The organism is Streptomyces sp. NPDC013455, from assembly GCF_040632975.1.
Lineage (GTDB): Bacteria > Actinomycetota > Actinomycetes > Streptomycetales > Streptomycetaceae > Streptomyces.
The window spans coordinates 76,263-92,607 of the sequence record NZ_JBEYCX010000026.1 but is presented as its reverse complement, the minus strand read 5'-3'; the positions used below and the strand labels follow the sequence as shown (position 1 = coordinate 92,607).

Annotated in this window: 15 protein-coding genes and 1 tRNA gene; 10 read left to right on the top strand and 6 right to left on the bottom strand. The window is 72.6% G+C overall.

Annotated features, from left to right (window positions below):
* The 3 genes from ABZ576_RS31065 to ABZ576_RS31055 form a co-directional block, all read right to left on the bottom strand.
* A partial coding sequence (locus ABZ576_RS31065; protein WP_360748253.1) for a hypothetical protein occupies window positions 1–1,018 on the bottom strand: 1,018 nt, incomplete at its 3' end.
* Between the two features lie 216 nt (window positions 1,019–1,234).
* Window positions 1,235–1,319 (bottom strand) — tRNA-Ser (locus ABZ576_RS31060).
* 74 nt (window positions 1,320–1,393) lie between these two features.
* Entirely contained in the window at window positions 1,394–2,860 is a 1,467-nt protein-coding gene (locus ABZ576_RS31055) for a trypsin-like peptidase domain-containing protein (protein ID WP_360748250.1), read from the bottom strand.
* Between the two features lie 228 nt (window positions 2,861–3,088).
* Between ABZ576_RS31055 and ABZ576_RS31050 the strand changes: the two genes are divergently transcribed.
* The 3 genes from ABZ576_RS31050 (at window position 3,089) to ABZ576_RS31040 (ending at window position 5,941) form a co-directional block, all read left to right on the top strand.
* Window positions 3,089–3,916 carry a glycerophosphodiester phosphodiesterase gene (locus ABZ576_RS31050; RefSeq protein ID WP_360748247.1) on the top strand — a complete coding sequence of 276 codons (828 nt, stop codon included), beginning with the start codon at window positions 3,089–3,091 and terminating at the stop codon, window positions 3,914–3,916.
* A 218-nt stretch (window positions 3,917–4,134) separates the two neighbouring features.
* Window positions 4,135–4,833 (top strand): ATP-binding protein, encoded by a 699-nt coding sequence (locus ABZ576_RS31045; RefSeq protein ID WP_360748244.1) that lies wholly within the window; start codon window positions 4,135–4,137, stop codon window positions 4,831–4,833.
* A 145-nt stretch (window positions 4,834–4,978) separates the two neighbouring features.
* On the top strand, window positions 4,979–5,941 hold the full coding sequence (locus ABZ576_RS31040; RefSeq protein WP_360748241.1) for a DUF5926 family protein: 963 nt from the start codon (window positions 4,979–4,981) through the stop codon (window positions 5,939–5,941).
* Window positions 5,942–6,203: 262 nt separating this feature from the next.
* Here ABZ576_RS31040 and ABZ576_RS31035 read toward each other — a convergent pair whose 3' ends face one another.
* Together ABZ576_RS31035 and ABZ576_RS31030 are read right to left on the bottom strand one after the other, a co-directional pair.
* Complete coding sequence (locus ABZ576_RS31035; RefSeq protein WP_360748238.1) at window positions 6,204–6,695, bottom strand: hypothetical protein; 492 nt, start codon at window positions 6,693–6,695, stop codon at window positions 6,204–6,206.
* A 138-nt stretch (window positions 6,696–6,833) separates the two neighbouring features.
* Window positions 6,834–7,499 (bottom strand): bifunctional DNA primase/polymerase, encoded by a 666-nt coding sequence (locus ABZ576_RS31030; protein WP_360748235.1) that lies wholly within the window; start codon window positions 7,497–7,499, stop codon window positions 6,834–6,836.
* A gap of 611 nt (window positions 7,500–8,110) precedes the next feature.
* Here ABZ576_RS31030 and ABZ576_RS31025 point away from each other — a divergent pair.
* The 3 genes from ABZ576_RS31025 to ABZ576_RS31015 all read left to right on the top strand — a co-directional run bounded on the left by ABZ576_RS31025 (window position 8,111) and on the right by ABZ576_RS31015 (window position 12,626).
* Window positions 8,111–9,508 (top strand): PP2C family protein-serine/threonine phosphatase, encoded by a 1,398-nt coding sequence (locus ABZ576_RS31025; RefSeq protein WP_360748232.1) that lies wholly within the window; start codon window positions 8,111–8,113, stop codon window positions 9,506–9,508.
* Between the two features lie 153 nt (window positions 9,509–9,661).
* The gene (locus tag ABZ576_RS31020; protein ID WP_360748229.1) at window positions 9,662–11,161 is read left to right on the top strand and encodes an aminopeptidase P family protein; all 1,500 of its coding nucleotides are present in this window, start codon (window positions 9,662–9,664) and stop codon (window positions 11,159–11,161) included.
* 94 nt (window positions 11,162–11,255) lie between these two features.
* The gene (locus ABZ576_RS31015; protein ID WP_360748226.1) at window positions 11,256–12,626 is read left to right on the top strand and encodes a PLP-dependent aminotransferase family protein; all 1,371 of its coding nucleotides are present in this window, start codon (window positions 11,256–11,258) and stop codon (window positions 12,624–12,626) included.
* 29 nt (window positions 12,627–12,655) lie between these two features.
* Here the strand turns inward: ABZ576_RS31015 and ABZ576_RS31010 are convergent, their stop codons facing one another.
* Window positions 12,656–13,099 (bottom strand): ATP-binding protein, encoded by a 444-nt coding sequence (locus ABZ576_RS31010; RefSeq protein WP_360748223.1) that lies wholly within the window; start codon window positions 13,097–13,099, stop codon window positions 12,656–12,658.
* 186 nt (window positions 13,100–13,285) lie between these two features.
* On the opposite strand from ABZ576_RS31010, the gene ABZ576_RS31005 reads away from it, so the two are divergent.
* The 4 genes from ABZ576_RS31005 (at window position 13,286) to ABZ576_RS30990 (ending at window position 16,339) form a co-directional block, all read left to right on the top strand.
* Entirely contained in the window at window positions 13,286–14,137 is an 852-nt protein-coding gene (locus ABZ576_RS31005) for a hypothetical protein (RefSeq protein ID WP_360748220.1), read from the top strand.
* Window positions 14,138–14,319: 182 nt separating this feature from the next.
* Complete coding sequence (locus ABZ576_RS31000) at window positions 14,320–15,075, top strand: YcnI family protein (protein WP_360748217.1); 756 nt, start codon at window positions 14,320–14,322, stop codon at window positions 15,073–15,075.
* A 152-nt stretch (window positions 15,076–15,227) separates the two neighbouring features.
* Window positions 15,228–15,881, top strand: a complete 654-nt coding sequence (locus ABZ576_RS30995) for an SCO family protein (RefSeq protein ID WP_360748214.1) — start codon at window positions 15,228–15,230, stop codon at window positions 15,879–15,881.
* Window positions 15,878–16,339 (top strand): copper chaperone PCu(A)C, encoded by a 462-nt coding sequence (locus ABZ576_RS30990; protein WP_360748211.1) that lies wholly within the window; start codon window positions 15,878–15,880, stop codon window positions 16,337–16,339. Before ABZ576_RS30995 ends, ABZ576_RS30990 begins: the two co-directional genes overlap by 4 nt.
* Window positions 16,340–16,345: the final 6 nt, after the last annotated feature.

The window sequence follows — 16,345 nt, the reverse complement described above, 5'->3', positions numbered from 1 at the left end:
CGGCCGGCTGGTCAGCGGGCTGCTCGGCGTTCTCCTCGGCCACGGGCGCCTCGTTCTCCGCCGGCTGGTCAGCGGGCTGCTCGGCGTTCTCCTCGGCCACGGGCGCCTCGTTCTCCGCCGGCTGGTCAGCGGGCTGCTCGGCGTTCTCCTCGGCCGCGGGCGCCTCGTTCTCCGCCGGCTGCTCGGCGGGCTGCTCGGCGTTCTCCTCGGCCGGCGGCGCCTCCTGGTTCTCGGCCGGCTTCTTGTCCTCCTCCGGCTTCTTGTCCTCGTCCGGCTTCTCGTCCGGCTTCTTGCCCTCGTCGGGCTTCTTGCCCTCGTCGGGCTTCTCGTCGGGCTTCTTGCCCTCGTCCGGCTTCTCGTCCGGCTTCTTGCCCTCGTCGGGCTTCTCGTCGGGCTTCTTACCCTCGTCCGGCTTCTCGTCCGGCTTCTCGTCCGGCTTCTCGTCCGGCTTCTTGCCCTCGTCCGGCTTCTTACCCTCGTCGGGCTTCTTGCCCTCGTCGGGCTTCTTGCCCTCGTCCGGCTTCTTGCCCTCGTCCGGCTTCTCACCCGGCTTCTGGTCGGGCTTCTTGTCGTCAGGCTTCGGCAGGTCCTTCTTTTCCTTGAACTGGTCGCCGTTGTTGATGTTGATATTGCCGATGATGCCGTTGTTGATGATGGTGTTGTTCTGGATGAAGAAGTTGAAGTTGTTGACGGTCGGAGCGAAGAAGAGCGGCTTGTTGCCCTTCTCCACGAAGAACGCCTTCTGATGGTGGTCCCAGAAGAACTCGTGGTTCTTGAACCAGCACGAGAACTTCCGGTCCTTGCGGTTCTTCTTGTGCCACTTCTTGTCCGTGCACTTGTGCTTGTGACCCTTGTGGGTCACGGATTTGGCCACCGCCGTCTCCGGCATCGGCGCCGCCACGGCCGCACCGGCCGGGAGGACGACGCCGCCGAACATCGCGGCCGACGCGGTGAACGTCGCCAGGGCCAGGGCACGCTTGCCACGGTTTCCGTCACGCTTGACGATGCTGCGGTTCATGGTTTTCTCCTCGTGAAGTGAAAGGCGTTTTCCACGCCCGGGCCTTCGATTCCCGGTGGTGTCTCCGGTGGGGCCCGCACTTCAAGTAAGCCGGAATCGAGCAAGGGGGTCATGGCCCGAGGATTCGGGGCTTGACGGAGGAGGAAGCAGCGGCTAAAAGAGGCCGGCAGCACAACGGCCCCTGACCATCTCACCTGGTCAGGGGCCGTTCAAAGGCGGTGGGTGTGGGATTTGAACCCACGGTGGCTCGCGCCACGACGGTTTTCAAGACCGTTCCCTTAGGCCGCTCGGGCAACCCACCTCGCCCGCCCACCAGGGGCGGAGCGGGTACAGCGTACCGGGCGCGGGGCGGCCCGTGGGGGCATGGCCCCAGGGTCAGCTGTCGCCCACGCGGGAACCCAGCGTCAGTTGCACCGTGTGCTCCTGACCGCCCCGCTTGTAGGTGATCGTCACCTTGTCACCCGGCTCGTGGGTCCAGATCTCGCCGATCAGGGTCGGGCCGCTGTCGATCACGTGGTCGTCCAGCTTGGTGATGACGTCGCCGGGCTTGAGGCCGGCCTTGTCCGCAGGACCGCCCGACTCCACCGCGGCGGCGCCGCCCGTGCCCTGATCGGTGATCTTGGCGCCGTCGCCGGACTCCTCCAGGGAGACGGACGCACCGATCCTGGCGTACACCGGCTTGCCGGTCTTGATCAGCTGCTGGGCGACGTACTTGGCCTGGTTGATCGGGATGGCGAAGCCCAGGCCGATCGAGCCGGACTGGCCGGAGCCGAAGCCGCCGCTGCCGGTGGACTGGATCGCGGAGTTGATGCCGATGACCGCGCCGGAGGCGTTCAGCAGCGGGCCGCCGGAGTTGCCGGGATTGATGGAGGCGTCGGTCTGGAGGGCGCTCATGTACGACGCCTTGCTGGTGGAGCTGCCGTCGCTGGACGCCACCGGACGGTTCAAGGCGCTGATGATGCCGGTGGTCACCGTGTTGGAGAGGCCGAAGGGGGCGCCGATGGCGATGGTCTCGTCGCCGACGGCCACCTTGTCGGAGTCGCCGAGGGCGAGCGGCTTCAGGTCCGACGGGGCGTTCTTGAGCTTGATGACCGCGACGTCGTAGCCCTGGGCGTGGCCGACGATCTCGGCGTCGAACTTCTTGCCGCTGGGGAAGGTCGCCGTGAGCTTGCCGCCGTCCACGGCCTCCGCGACGACGTGGTTGTTGGTGACGATGTGACCCTGGGTGTCGAAGACGAACCCGGTGCCCGTACCGCCCTCGCCGTTGCTGCTCTCCGCCTCGATGGTGACCGTGCTGGGCAGCGCCTTGGCGGCCACGTTGGCGATCGTCCCGGGAGCGCGCTTGACCTGCGCGGCGCTGCCGTCGGAGGCGGAGACGGTGGTCGAGCCGTGGTCGTCCCGGTCCTTGGCCAGGGTGTAGCCGAGGCCGCCGCCCAGGCCGCCCGCGACCAGCGCGGCCACCAGGACCGCCGCCACCAGACCGCCGCGTCCGCTGCGCGGCTTCGGGGCGGGCTGCTGGTAGGAGGCGCCCCAGCCGGTGCCCGGGCCGCCGGTGCCGCCGTCGCCGTGGACCGGGGATCCGCCCTGCTCCAACGGGGCAGACGCACCGGCGGGCGGTGCCGGGGGCGGCCAGGATCCGTCGGGGGCCGGGCCGGGCCGGTGGGCCGGGCCCTGGCCGGCTCCGGCGGGGCCGGCCGCCGGGGGCTCGTGCGGCACGGGCGGCAGCGGGGCCGTCGGTGCGGTGCCCTCGGGCGCGGGGCCCTGCACAGGGGGAGAGGCCACCGGCACGGGAGGTGCGGACGGCGCCGGGGGTACCGCGTTGCCCTCGTTCTCGGTGCTCACAGGTCTTCTCCTCGGTCCACGCCTGTTGTCGTCGGTCGCGCTGGTATGCAGTCAGCTTTTCCCACGGGCCGTCAGAGCACGATAAGCCGTGGCTGTGGGTCCGACGGTCATCTTTATATAGGATCTTCAAGGCAAAAGTTACATAAACGAACAGGGTGTACCGCTCGTTCGTCGCACGGCCGCGTACGCGCCGCCACGTGTACCCGACGACGGTGGCACCATGACGCGGTGACCCACGCACCACAGCACCCTCTCCAGGTCGTCGCCCACCGGGGCGCCTCCGAGGACGCACCCGAACACACCCTGGCCGCCTACCGCAAGGCGATCGAGGACGGCGCGGACGCCCTGGAGTGCGATGTACGGCTGACCGCGGACGGCCATCTGGTCTGCGTCCACGACCGGCGGGTGAACCGTACCTCCAACGGCCGGGGCGCCGTCTCCGCGCTGGAACTGGCCGATCTCGCGACGCTCGACTTCGGTTCCTGGAAGAACCGTGAGGTCTGGCGCGGGCGGGACGAGGAGCCCGACTGGGAGCACCGGCCCGAGGACCGCGAGGCGACCTCCGTCCTCACCCTTGAGCGGCTGCTGGAGCTGGTCGCGGACTCCGGCCGCCGGGTGGAGCTGGCCATCGAGACCAAGCACCCCACGCGCTGGGCGGGCCAGGTCGAGGACCGGCTGCTGGCGCTGCTGAAGCGCTTCGGCCTGGACGCGCCGGCCTCCGCCGCCGAGTCGCCGGTCCGGATCATGAGCTTCTCGGCGCGTTCGCTGCACCGCGTGCGTGCCGCGGCGCCGACGCTGCCCACGGTCTACCTGGTGCAGTTCCTCTCGCCCCGGCTGCGCGACGGGCGGCTGCCCGCGGGCGTGCGGATCGCGGGACCCTCGATCCGCATCCTGCGCGGCCACCCCGGGTACGTGGAGCGGCTGAAGCGGTCCGGGCACCAGGTGCACGTGTGGACCGTGAACGAGCCGGAGGACGTCGACCTCTGTGTCGAGCTGGGCGTCGACGCCATCATCACCAACCGCCCGCGCGCGGTGCTGCGGCAACTCGGCCGCTGAACCGCCCTCCCCCGCCACAGACCGGAACGGCTCCCTCCGCCCCGTCGCCACCGAAGAAACCGGCACATTCCCGGCTGCCGGGCCCGCGGCCGTCGAATCCGGTACGGCGCGAGCGGACCGCCTTCCCGGGCCCCTGATCAAGCCATGTCGGCATCTTTCCGGCAGCACTCGTCACAGGGAGTGCTCCGGCGCGTTCGCTGCGTGGGCGGCCGTGTCGAATGCGTCACCGGAAGGGGATTGGCCGGTTTCCGGTACAGGCCAAAGGGGCATCCACACCGTGGCGTGGGGCGAAGGAGGTCTCGGGGGTGGCGTTGGTGGTGGCACAGGAAGTGCCCACGTCGTCGAGCATGGCCGTACCCCATGGCCCTGCGGGCGTGGGGAAGGCGCGGCACCGGATGCGCGCGCAGTTGCGCAGCGGCGGTGTGGCGGAATCGGTCATCGACGACGCCGTACTGATCCTTTCGGAACTGCTGAGCAATGCCTGCAAGCACGGCCGGCCCCTCGGGGACGCGCCGGCCGGAGACGGGGACGTCCGGGCCGCGTGGCGGGTGGACGCGCGCGGGCGGCTCGTCGTGGAGGTCACGGACGGCGGCGGCCCGACCCGCCCGGCGCCGGCCACCCCGTCGGTGACCGCGCACGGCGGCCGCGGTCTCAACATCATCACGGCCCTCGCCGACGACTGGGGCGTGCGGGACGACGTCGAGGGCGAGGTGACGGTCTGGGTGGTGGTCCACGAGGACGTCCACGACCCCGACGCCCGGTGTCGCCGCGACGCGTTCGCTACGCGCATCGCGCACCCCGGCCTGCCGGAGCTGGCACTCACGGACCTGACGGCCGCGGACCTGACGGCTCCCGGCGTGTCCCTCGCGGAGCTGTCCGGGCTGGACTTCGCGGACGCGTTCGACGACCTGGACTGAACCCGGGCGGCCCGCGGGCGTCGTCCGCGGGTTCACACCACCGGCGTCGAGCGCGCGTGCGTTGTCCACGGGTTCGCGTCGGTCATGGTCCGAACGGCTAGGCTCCCGACCGTACGAGAAGAGCCGTAACCGGGAGACACCCACCATGGCCAAGAAGCGACCCCAGACGAAGGCCAAGCCGCAGCCGATCGACGGGGAGATCCCGGTTGTCGGCGCCCGCGAACCCTGCCCCTGCGGCAGCGGCAGGCGTTACAAGGCCTGTCACGGCCGGGCCGCCGCGCATGCCGTGACCGAGCTGGTGCACCGCCCCTTCGAGGGCCTGGCCGGCGAGTGCGACTGGGTCGCGCTGCGCGAGCTGGTCCCGGCCGCGACGGTCGAGCTGACCCTCAGGGAGGGACTGCCCGAGGGCGTTCCGTCGGTCACGCTGGCCACGGTGCTGCCGATGGCCTGGCCCGCGCTGCGCCGCGACGACGGCTCGGTGCTGCTCGGCCTGCAGAACGACACGGCGTCCGGCGACATCAGCCGCGACCTCGCCGACACGCTGGAGCGGGCGCTGCGGGCGGAGCCCGGCACCCCGGTGCAGGGCCGGCGCGCCCCCGCCGGCGGTCCGCGGCTCCAGGACCTGCTCGACCCGCAGGCCGCCTTCGAGCCGGTCGTGCACAGCGGCTTCGAGTTCTGGGTGCCGGACGCGGAGAACGCCACCCCGGAGGTGACCGCCTCCCTGGAGCGGGCCAACGCCGCCGCCATCCCCACCGCCAAGCTGGCCGGCGTGGACGCCGCCTACTGGTGCGAGACCCCGGAGAAGAACCACCTGCGCTGGGTCATGCCCCATCCGGAGGAGCAGCTTCTGGACGCTCTCGCGCGACTGCACGCGGCGGGCCGCTCCAGCCTGGGCGAGGGCACCCGGCTCGTGGGCTCCTTCCGTGCTCACGGGCTCACCGTGCCGGTCTGGGACCTGCCGAGCGGGATCGGCGCGGAGGACGTGGAGAAGCCGGCCGCCGAGTTCGCCGAGCGCCTCGCCGCCGCCCTCGCCGTCCGCGAGCCGCTCACCCCGGACGAGCGCCGGGCGCGCGGCGGGCTGACCAACCGGCAGGTCACGCTCAGCTGACGGCGCCGCGCGGGTGGGTCACGGCTGACCGACCGTTCAGCCGTGGCCCGGGCCGCGTGACAGGTGACTCCTGTCACAACTCACGGCTGTGAGAGGGAAATCGGTGTCCGAATAGCCCAGTCGGAATTTGCGAACCGCCGATCTCTTGTTACCGTTCCAGTAGCCCGGTTGCTGGTGCATCCCCCGTCGCCAGCAACCGGGTCTTTCCATGTCCGCACCCGGTGCGCGGCGCCGCCGGGAGGCGTCAACTCCCCACGGCCTCTCAGGAGTTGCTGCCCGAGCGGAGCAGCAGTGCCCGCTCCGCACCGCGCTCGGCGAACTCGGTGACGGCCGTGTAGCCGTCCGGTCCGCCGCGGCTGCGCTCACGCGGGGTCTCACAGGTGGCGGGCTCGTCGTCGGCCCCGGTGGTGCAGCGCATCTGCACGGTCCGGCCACCCGGCCCCATCAGGCTCAGCACGGAGTCCAGCGACTCGCCGGTGGCGTTGCGGTAGTAGGTGCGCGCCCAGGTGTCCTCGCCCTGCGTCAGCACGCAGGTCTGCGCCTCGATGCCGTCGGGCGAGGTGACCTCCGGTCCGCAGCGGGCGGCGGTGGCAAGGCCGAGGCCGAGCAGGAAGGGCGAGCGCCGGGGGGCGTCCGGGACGGCCTTGGCGTCGCCGCGGGGAGCCTCCGGCGCGGCGGCCCGGCCGGTATCGCCCACCTGCCCCGCGGACGCCACGGCCAGCGGCAGCGCGACCGCGGCCGCCGCGGCGCCCATGAGAGCGAACAGACACACCCGTCGGGCGTCCCGTCCGCCGTGGAGCCGCCGGGGGGCACGGTGACCGCCGGAATGACGCAACATGTGCGGACGATAACGAGGGAACGGGGCCGCCCGCCCCGTCCGCGCCCGACACCCCTACAACTCGGGCGCGCTCACACCCGTACGAGTGAGGGCGTCGACCACGGCGTCCACCACGGCCTCCACGTCGGGCACCCAGGGCGCGGCCGAGCCGGGCAGCGGGGCACGCTCCCAGCGGACGGCGCCCCGGCCGGTCTCGGACGGGGGCAGGGCGAGGTAGCCGCCCTCACCGTGGAAGCGCAGGGAGCCCGGGACGAAGTCCTTGGCGTAGAGCAGTTCGCCGAGCTGCTCCAGGGAGTACGGCTTCACCAGCAGCGCCCAGCGGTCCTGCGAGGCGATCACCGGGCCGAGGCGCATGCCGCGCCGGTCCAGCAGGGTGAGCGCGCGCGAGGCGGCGGGGGCCGGCAGGCTGACCGCGCAGGGCGCCGTGCCCCCGGTGGCCAGGATGACCGGCGCGGCCGGCCGGTTCTTCCACCACCAGCGCACCATGCGCGCGTCGGTGGTGGCCGCGAGCAGGCCGGGGTCGAAGGGGTGCGCACCGGGCACCGTGCACTCCGGGTCGGGGCAGGAGCAGCCGGCCCGGCCCCGCGGATCCGGGGCCACGCCCGGGAGTACCGGCCACTGCCATTCCGTGGCGTAGGTCAGGGCCGCGCCGATCAGCTCGGGCCTCCCGCCGTTCCGCCTGGACAGGAGCCTGCGTCGCCTTCCGAGGATCTCGCGCATGAGCGCTCGTTCCTTTCCGTTGCACCGCTGGCAACACCGAGGACCACATCACATCATGTGTCGATCACTTCACTGTGCGTACCTATTGGCGCATCACACCCCGCGCACGGCATGGGGAACCCCAGGGGGTCGAGCGTGGGCCGCGTCCGCGTCCGTAGTGCGTCCATCAAAAGCACGGCTGCGGCGCGGGGGTGGCGAAGTCTGGCGTTTTGCCGTCGCGCGTGTTTCTCTCCGCCTCCGCCACGGGAGGATGGGGCTCGGCCGTCGGTGGCTAAGACGCCCGGGTCCGTCGCCAGGTTCCGGGTGGTCCCCAACCACCCCTGGCCTTCTCCGAGTACGTACCCATCACGACCGTTGTGACGCTCCGTCGAGCAGGGCCAGTCGACCGCAATGAACCGATACCTAAGGCAGTTTTGAGCCAACTTGGCAGTAAGGCAAGGGGTTCGGGAAAAACCCTCTCCTGCCCCACGGACACCAGGAATCCCCGCAGGACAATGCTGGACATCCCCTCACGAGTGCGTGTACATGTGGAGACACTGCTAGCGACGCAGAATCACATGGGGGTTTGCGATGCTTCTGAGCAATACGCACCGGTCTGAAGGCCGGACGCCATGAACGCCCCGCACCCTCCGAAAGTGGCTGGAATCGATCCCACGGTTTCCACTCCCGCACACACTGTCGCGCCCTCCCCTCCCGCCTCCGGCGCCGGTGCCTGCCCGGACACCGCCCCGCTCCCTCCCCCGCACCCGCCCGCGCCCGGCGCCCTCCTCCAGGACCGGCTGGCCGGCTGGGTCTCCGATCTCACGACCCTCCACGAACTCACCGAGCGCCTGTCCCGCACCAACGCGCTGGATGCCGCCCTGCACGAGCTGCTGCGCGCCGGCGCCGCCCTGGTCGGCGCCCGCCGCGGCCTGGTCGTCCTGGAGCCCGGCGACGGCCTCGGCCCCCGCACCACCCTCGGCCTCGGCCTCGGCCGCGCCGACCTCGGCCACATCGAGACCGTGCCGCGCGCCGCCCTGCCGTACGACACCGGCGGCGCCGAGATCCTCCACCCCGACCTGTTCGCCGAGGACGGCCTGCACCCGCGCCACCGCGAGGTGGCCGCCCGCCTCGGCTACGCCGCCAGCTACGCCCTGCCCCTGGCCGGCGAGTCCGCGGGCCGGCTCGGCGCCGCCGTCTGGCTCTACGACGAACCGGCCGAACCGGACGAGCGCCGCCGTCACCTCGCCGGCCTGTACGTCCGGCACGCCACCGAGCACCTCGCCCGGCTGCTGGAGGTGGAACGCACGCGGGCGTGCGTGGCGACCATCGCCGAGGAGCTGCTGCCCTCCCGGCTGCCCCGGGTGGCCGGCGTCCGGCTCGCCGCCCGGCACCGCACGGGCGCGCGCGGCGGCGGCGACTGGTACGACGCCCTGCCCCTCCCGGACGCCGCCCTCGGCCTGTCCGTCGGCTCGGTCACCGGCACCGGGCCGAGCGCGCTGGCCGCCATGGGCCGGCTGCGGGCCTCCCTGCGGGCCTACGCCGTCATGGAGGGCGAGGACCCGGTCGCCGTCCTGTCCGACCTGGAGCTGCTGCTGCGGCTGACCGAGCCCGCCCGCTCGGCCACCGCGCTGTTCGCCTACTGCGAGCCCGCCCTGCGCAAGGTCACGCTGGCCGGCGCCGGCCACACCCCGCCGCTGCTGATCGGCGAGCGGCGCACCGAGTTCGCCGAGACCTCCGTCTCCGCGCCGCTCGGCATGCTCGCCTGCTGGGAGGCGCCCAGCGTCGAGATCCAGGCGGAGGCCGGGGAGACGGTCCTGCTCTACACCGACGGGCTGCTGCACCGTACCGGCGATCCCATGGACCGCGCCTTCGCCCGGCTGCACGCCGCCGCCGCGGGCCTGCCGCGCGCGGTCCGGCAGGACCCGGGTGCCGTCGCCGACCACGTCCTGCGCGCGGTCCTGCCCGACGGCCTGGACACGGCCGACAGCGAGGAGGACGTGGTCCTGCTGGCGGCACGCTTCGACTGAGCGCCGGCCCGGCGGCCGGCATGACCGGGCATAACAGGTCATCGGCCCCCGCCCGCACACGGTACGACCGTACGATGATGGAGGTCCCCGCTCGGCCACAAGCAGGAGCGCGCGGGCCCCGGGGGAGATCAATGGCGTATCGAGGAGGATCACGTGTCCGACGAGCTCAACCCGGCTGTGCCCGACTCCGCTACCGCGGAGGGCCCGGAGACCGAGGCCGAGGAGACCGTCAAGCAGCGCAAGAACGGCCTGTACCCGGGTGTCTCCGACGAGCTGGCCGAGAACATGAAGTCCGGCTGGGCCGACACGGAGCTGCGTGACCTGCAGCCGATCGAGCAGGCCGGGCACACCGCGCGCCGCCGTGCCGCGCTCTCCGCCCGCTTCCCGGGCGAGCGCCTGGTCATTCCGGCGGGCAACCTGAAGACCCGCTCGAACGACACCGAGTACCCCTTCCGCGCCTCCGTCGAGTACGCGTACCTCACCGGCAACCAGACCGAGGACGGCGTCCTCGTCCTGGAGCCGAAGAGCCTGGCGGACGGGACGAGCGGCCACGAGGCGACGATCTACCTGCTGCCGCGTTCGGACCGCGAGAACGGCGAGTTCTGGCTCTCCGGCCAGGGCGAGCTGTGGGTCGGCCGCCGCCACTCCCTCGCCGAGTCCGAGGCGCTCTACGGCATCCCCGCCGCCGACGTGCGCGAGCTGGCCGACCGGCTGCGCGAGGCCACCGGCCCGGTCCGCGTGGTGCGCGGCCACGACGCCGGCATCGAGGCCGCCCTGACCGACAAGGTGACCGCCGAGCGCGACGAGGAGCTGCGCGTCTTCCTCTCCGAGGCGCGGCTGGTCAAGGACGAGTTCGAGATCGGCGAGCTGCAGAAGGCCGTCGACTCCACCGTGCGCGGCTTCGAGGACGTGGTGAAGGTCCTCGACAAGGCCGAGGCCACCTCCGAGCGGTACATCGAGGGCACCTTCTTCCTCCGCGCGCGTGTGGAGGGCAACGACGTCGGCTACGGCTCCATCTGCGCGGCCGGCCCGCACGCCTGCACCCTGCACTGGGTCCGCAACGACGGCCCGGTCCGCTCCGGCGACCTGCTCCTGCTGGACGCGGGCGTCGAGACGCACACCCTGTACACCGCCGACGTCACGCGCACGCTGCCGGTCAACGGCACGTACAGCGAGATCCAGAAGAAGATCTACGACGCCGTGTACGAGGCCCAGGAGGCCGGTATCGCGGCCGTCCGGCCGGGCGCCAAGTACCGCGACTTCCACGACGCCGCCCAGCGCGTGCTCGCCGAGAAGCTCGTCGAGTGGGGCCTGGTCGAGGGCCCGGTCGAGCGCGTCCTGGAGCTGGGCCTCCAGCGCCGCTGGACCCTGCACGGCACCGGCCACATGCTCGGCATGGACGTGCACGACTGCGCCGCCGCGCGGACCGAGACGTACGTGGACGGCACGCTGGAGCCGGGCATGGTGCTGACCGTCGAGCCCGGCCTGTACTTCCAGGCCGACGACCTGACGGTGCCGGAGGAGTACCGGGGCATCGGCGTCCGGATCGAGGACGACATCCTCGTCACGGAGGACGGCAACCGCAACCTCTCCGAGGGGCTGCCGCGCCGGTCCGACGAGGTCGAGGCGTGGATGGCGTCGCTGAAGGGCTGACGTCAGACTGAGTGGCCGGGTACCGGGAAGGTGCCCGGCCATCGGCGTGTCCGTACACGCGCGAAGGTGTCACGTGCCTAGGGGGAGGGTGTTCGTGGACGACTTCTGGTCCGGTGTCGGGGTGGACCTGCACCGGGAACCGGCTTCGGCGGAGGGCCGCCGAGTGGGGCTGGAACGGGCCCTCAGGGACGCCGTGCGGGACGGGCGGCTCACCCCCGGCACCCGGCTGCCCGCCACCCGGCGCCTCGCGGCCGACCTCGGCATCTCACGCGGCACCGCGAAGGCGGCCTACGACCAGCTGGTCGCCGAGGGCTACCTGACGGCCCGGCAGGGCTCGGGCACCCGGGTCGCCGAGCTGCCCGCCGTACCGGCGGAGGAGCCCGGCACGGCCGCACACGCGCGTGCGCCGCGTTTCGACCTGCGTCCCGGCAGCCCTGACGTCGGCGCTTTCCCGGCGGCGGCCTGGCTGCGCGCGCTGCGCCGCGCCATCGCGACGGCCCCCTCGCTGGCCTACGACTACGGCGATCCGCGCGGCCGGATCGAGCTGCGCACCGCGCTCTCCGGCTACCTGGGCCGGGCCCGCGGGGTGCTGGCGCCACCGGAGCGGATCGTCGTCACCTCCGGGTACGTGCAGGGGCTCGCCCTGCTCACGCGGGTCCTGGACGGCGCCGCCGTCGCCATGGAGGACCCGGGGCTGCCCTTCCACCGGGACGTGGTCCGGCACAACGGCGGGTCCGTGCTGCCCGTGCGGGTCGACGCCCGCGGGGTGCGCCCCGACGAACTCGGCGAGGCGGCGGCCGTGGTGGTCACGCCGGCCCACCAGTACCCGACCGGGGTGACCCTGCACCCCGAGCGGCGCCGCGCGCTCACCGACTGGGCACGCGCCCGGGGCCGGCTCATCGTCGAGGACGACTACGACGGCGAGTTCCGCTACGACCGGCAGCCGGTCGGCGCGCTCCAGGGCATGGCGCCGGGCCACGTCGTCTACCTGGGCACCGCCTCCAAGACGCTCGGCCCCGCGCTGCGCCTCGGCTGGATGGTGCTGCCGCCGCACCTGGTCGACGCGGTCGCCGAGGCCAAGCTGCACAGCGACCACCACACCGAGACCATCGGCCAGCTCGCGCTCGCCGAGCTGATCGACAGTCACGCCTACGACCGCCATGTCCGCGCGTGCCGGCTGCGGTACCGGCGGCGCCGGGACCAGCTGCTGGACCGGCTGGGGGCGCGGCGCAGCGTGCGCGGGATCGCGGCCGGGCTGCACGCGCTGATCGACGTCCCGGACGAGGCCGAGGTCCTGGCACGCGCGGAGGCGCGGGGCCTGGCGCTCGGCACGCTCGGCGGGCACTGGCACACCCCGGACCCGGCCCGGCCCCAGGGCCTGGTCGTCGGCTACGGCACCCCCCGGGAGCGGGCGTACCCGGAGGCGCTCGAGGTACTGGCGAAGGTGCTGGAGACCAGCGGCTGAGCCGGGCCGGTCCGCTTGCCCCGGGGTCCTCAGGCCGTGAGCAGTGAAGGATCCTTCTTCCACTTGAGGATCTTGTCGAAGCTGACCACCGTGCCGCCCCGGCCGGGCTTGGCCCCGATGTGGACGTGGTCGGCGAGTTCCCGGATCAGGCAGAGGCCGCGGCCGTGCTCGGCGTCCGGGCGGACGGGCCGCAGCTCCTGGGTGCGGGTGAAGCCGGGCCCGGAGTCGGCCACCTCGATACGGCACTTCTCGCCGTCGAGGTACGCGGTCACCCGGTACGCCTCGGAGGCACCGGTCGCGGTGGTCCCGCCGTGCTCGACGGCGTTCGCGCACGCCTCGCTCAGTGCGACGGACAGGTCGTAGGAGATCTCCGGGTCGACACCGGCCGTCTCCATGGTGCCGATGAGCAGCCGCCGGGCGAGGGGCACGCTCGCGGCCTCGCGCCGCAGATGGAGTGACCACCAGATGCTCATGCTCCAGCCTCCTGGCCGCGGCTCGACATACCGTTACGTATTGCCGCGCGTAGGCGGCCGTAAGCACTCCGTCGACGTGACACCGCCCATACGGCCGTCGTGCCGGGGGAGGAATCGGTGTATGAGGGACGGCTCAGGCGCCCTGCCGTATGCCGCGGGGACCGGCAGTGCGATGATGAGGCCGCCATGACTGCCCCCCACCCGCGCACGGCGCGCCCCGGAGCCGGGCTCCGGATGCTGCGGGCCGCGGTGTTCGCCGCGGTCTGCGTCGCGCTGGCCGCGTGCGGGCACGCCCTGGCCTCCTGCACGCGGGTGCCGCTGTGGACGCTGGGTGCGGGCTTCCTCGGATCCCTGCTGCTGGTGGCGCCGCTCGCCGGGCGCGCCCGCTCGCTGGCGGGGATCGCCGCGCTGCTCGCGCTCGGGCAGAGCGTGCTGCACACGCTGTTCGGGCTGGGCCAGCACGCCGCGGTGGCCGTCGGCGGGACGCCGACGGGGCCGGTGACCGGCGCCGGGTCACCGGGGGCCGCGCTCAGCGACAGCGCGCTGGTCGAGCAGGCCACCCGGCTGCTGTGCGGCTCGGCTCCGGCGTCGCTCACCCCGGGGCACGCCTTCCGGCTGCTGCTCGACGCGCGTCTCATCGACCGCTCCGGCCGGCCGACGGTGAACCTGGGCACCCTGCACCACGCGCACGACGCCACCGGTGCCACGGCCGGTCTGCTGCCCTCGCTGCCGATGCTGCTCGGGCACGTGCTCGCGGCCGTCGCCGCCGGCTGGCTGCTGCGCCGCGGGGACCTGGCGGTGCTGCGGCTCATCGAGCTGTCGGTGCATGGAGTCGCGGAGGGGGCGCTCGTGCGGTCCTTGCGCGCCGCGCTCGCGCTGGTGCGGGTCCTGTGCGCCGGGCTGCTGCCCGTGACCGGCCCCGGCCCGCTCGGCCGTCGTACCGACCGGGACGAGGCACCGGCCCCGCACACCGCCGTACTCCAGCACACGGTGATCCGGCGCGGCCCGCCCGCCGCCTCCTTCGCTCTCGCCGCCTGACGCGACGCGACCGCCGACTCCGCCAATACCGGTGGAGGGGGGCCGCCGTCGCGCGGCACGCGCGCGTGCGCGTCCCGCCGGACCGCGTTCCCCGGGTCACGGCCGGCCGCCGCGAGTGGCACGGCCACGCGCACGCGTACCCCTCCTCATCACCGGAACTCTCAGAGTGGAGTACTCCTTCCATGCAGGTTTCTCGTATCGCCCCGCGCCGTGTCGCCGCCCGTGTCACCGCCGCCTCCGCCCTCGCGGGCACGGCCGTCCTGGCGCTGTCCGTGCCCGCCTTCGCGCACGTCAGCGTGCAGCCGGAAGGCACCGCGGCCAAGGGCGGTTACGCGGTCGTGGACTTCAAGGTCCCGAACGAGCGCGACAACGCCTCGACCACCAAGATCGAGGTGACCCTCCCGGCGGACCACCCGATCGCCTCGGTGATGCCGCAGCCGGTCCCCGGCTGGAAGGTCGCCGTCACCAAGTCCAAGCTCGACAAGCCGCTGACCATGCACGGCGAGAAGATCGACGAGGCCGTCACCAAGGTCACCTGGACCGCCGACGGCAAGGGCATCGAGCCCGGTTACTTCCAGAAGTTCCCGGTCTCCCTGGGCGCCCTGCCCGAGAACACCGGGCAGCTGGTCTTCAAGGCGATCCAGACGTACTCCAACAAGGAGGTCGTGCGCTGGATCGAGGTGCCGCAGGAGGGCCAGGAGGAGCCGGAGAACCCGGCCCCGGTCCTCGCGCTGTCGGCCGCGGCCGACGACCACCACGGCGCGGCGGCCGCGTCGGACGACGACGAGGGCGACGAGGCCGAGAAGACGGCCGCCGCCGAGGACTCCGGCAGCGACGGTGACACCACCGCGCGCGTGCTCGGCGTCGTCGGGATCGTCATCGGCATCGCGGGCGTGGCCTACGGCGTCCTCGCGGGCCGCCGCCGGACCACCGCCTGAGCCTTTCCTTCCGCAGCGCGCACCGGGTGTCGTACGACACCGCGTGACGGCGCGTCGTAAGACACCGCGTGACGGCGCGTCCTACGACACCGGCACGGCTCGTCGTACGACCCCGGTGCGCGCCGGGATTCACACATCTGGGACATTTTTCTATGCGCAAGAAGACGTTCACCGCGGCCGCGCTGCTCGCCGCCGCCACCCTGACCCTGTCCGCCTGCGGCTCCGGGGACGACGAGAAGTCGCCGGTCGCCGTGGTCTCCGGAGGGTCCGACGCGAGCCAGGCCGCCACCGTTCTCGAGCAGCCGTTCGAGAAGCCGGGCCTGGTCCTCACCGACACCCACGGCAAGAAGTACGACCTCCGCAAGGAGACCAAGGGCCACCCGACCCTGCTCTACTTCGGCTACACGCACTGCCCCGACATCTGCCCGACGACGATGAGCAACATCGCCGTCGCCATGAAGGCGCTGCCGAAGGACGAGCAGGACGACCTGCGCGTCGTGTTCGTCACCACCGACCCCGGCCGCGACACCCCGGCCGAGCTGGGCAAGTGGCTCAAGGGCATCGACCCCGGCTTCATCGGTCTGACCGGCGACTTCGCCACGGTCCAGGCCGGCGCCCGGTCCGTCGGCATCTCGGTGGAACCGACGACGAAGGACAAGAACGGCAAGCCCGTCTCGGTGCACGGCACCCAGGTCGTCGCCTTCTCCCCGAAGACCGACGCCGGTTACGTCCTCTACCGCGAGAGCGCCACGGTCGACGACTACACCAAGGGCCTGCCCAAGATCGTCGAGGGAGCCAACCCGTGAGGCGCCGTGCCGTCCTGACCGCGGGCGCGCTCGCCGGCGCGCTCGCCCTCACGGGCTGCTCGGGATCCGACTCCGGTTCCGGCGGGGCCGAGCTGTCCGTCAGCTCCCCCTACATGCCCCAGCCCGTCTCCGCCGACATGGCGGCCGGCTTCCTGACCATCACCAACGACGGCGGGACCGGTGACGAGCTGACCTCGGTCACCAGTGACGTCGCCGGCCAGGTCACCATGCACAGCACCGTCGGCGGTGCCATGGCGGAGAAGTCCTCCTTCGCGATACCGGCCCACGGGCGGCTCGTGTTCAGCAGCGGCGGCAGCCATCTGATGTTCGAGAAGCTGAAGCGCGCGCCGAAACAGGGCCAGACGGTCACCGTGAAGCTCACGTTCGCCAAGTCCGAGCCGCTCACCGTCGAGATGCCGGTGAAGTCCGCGACGTACACCCCGTCGACCGGCCACTGAGGGAGG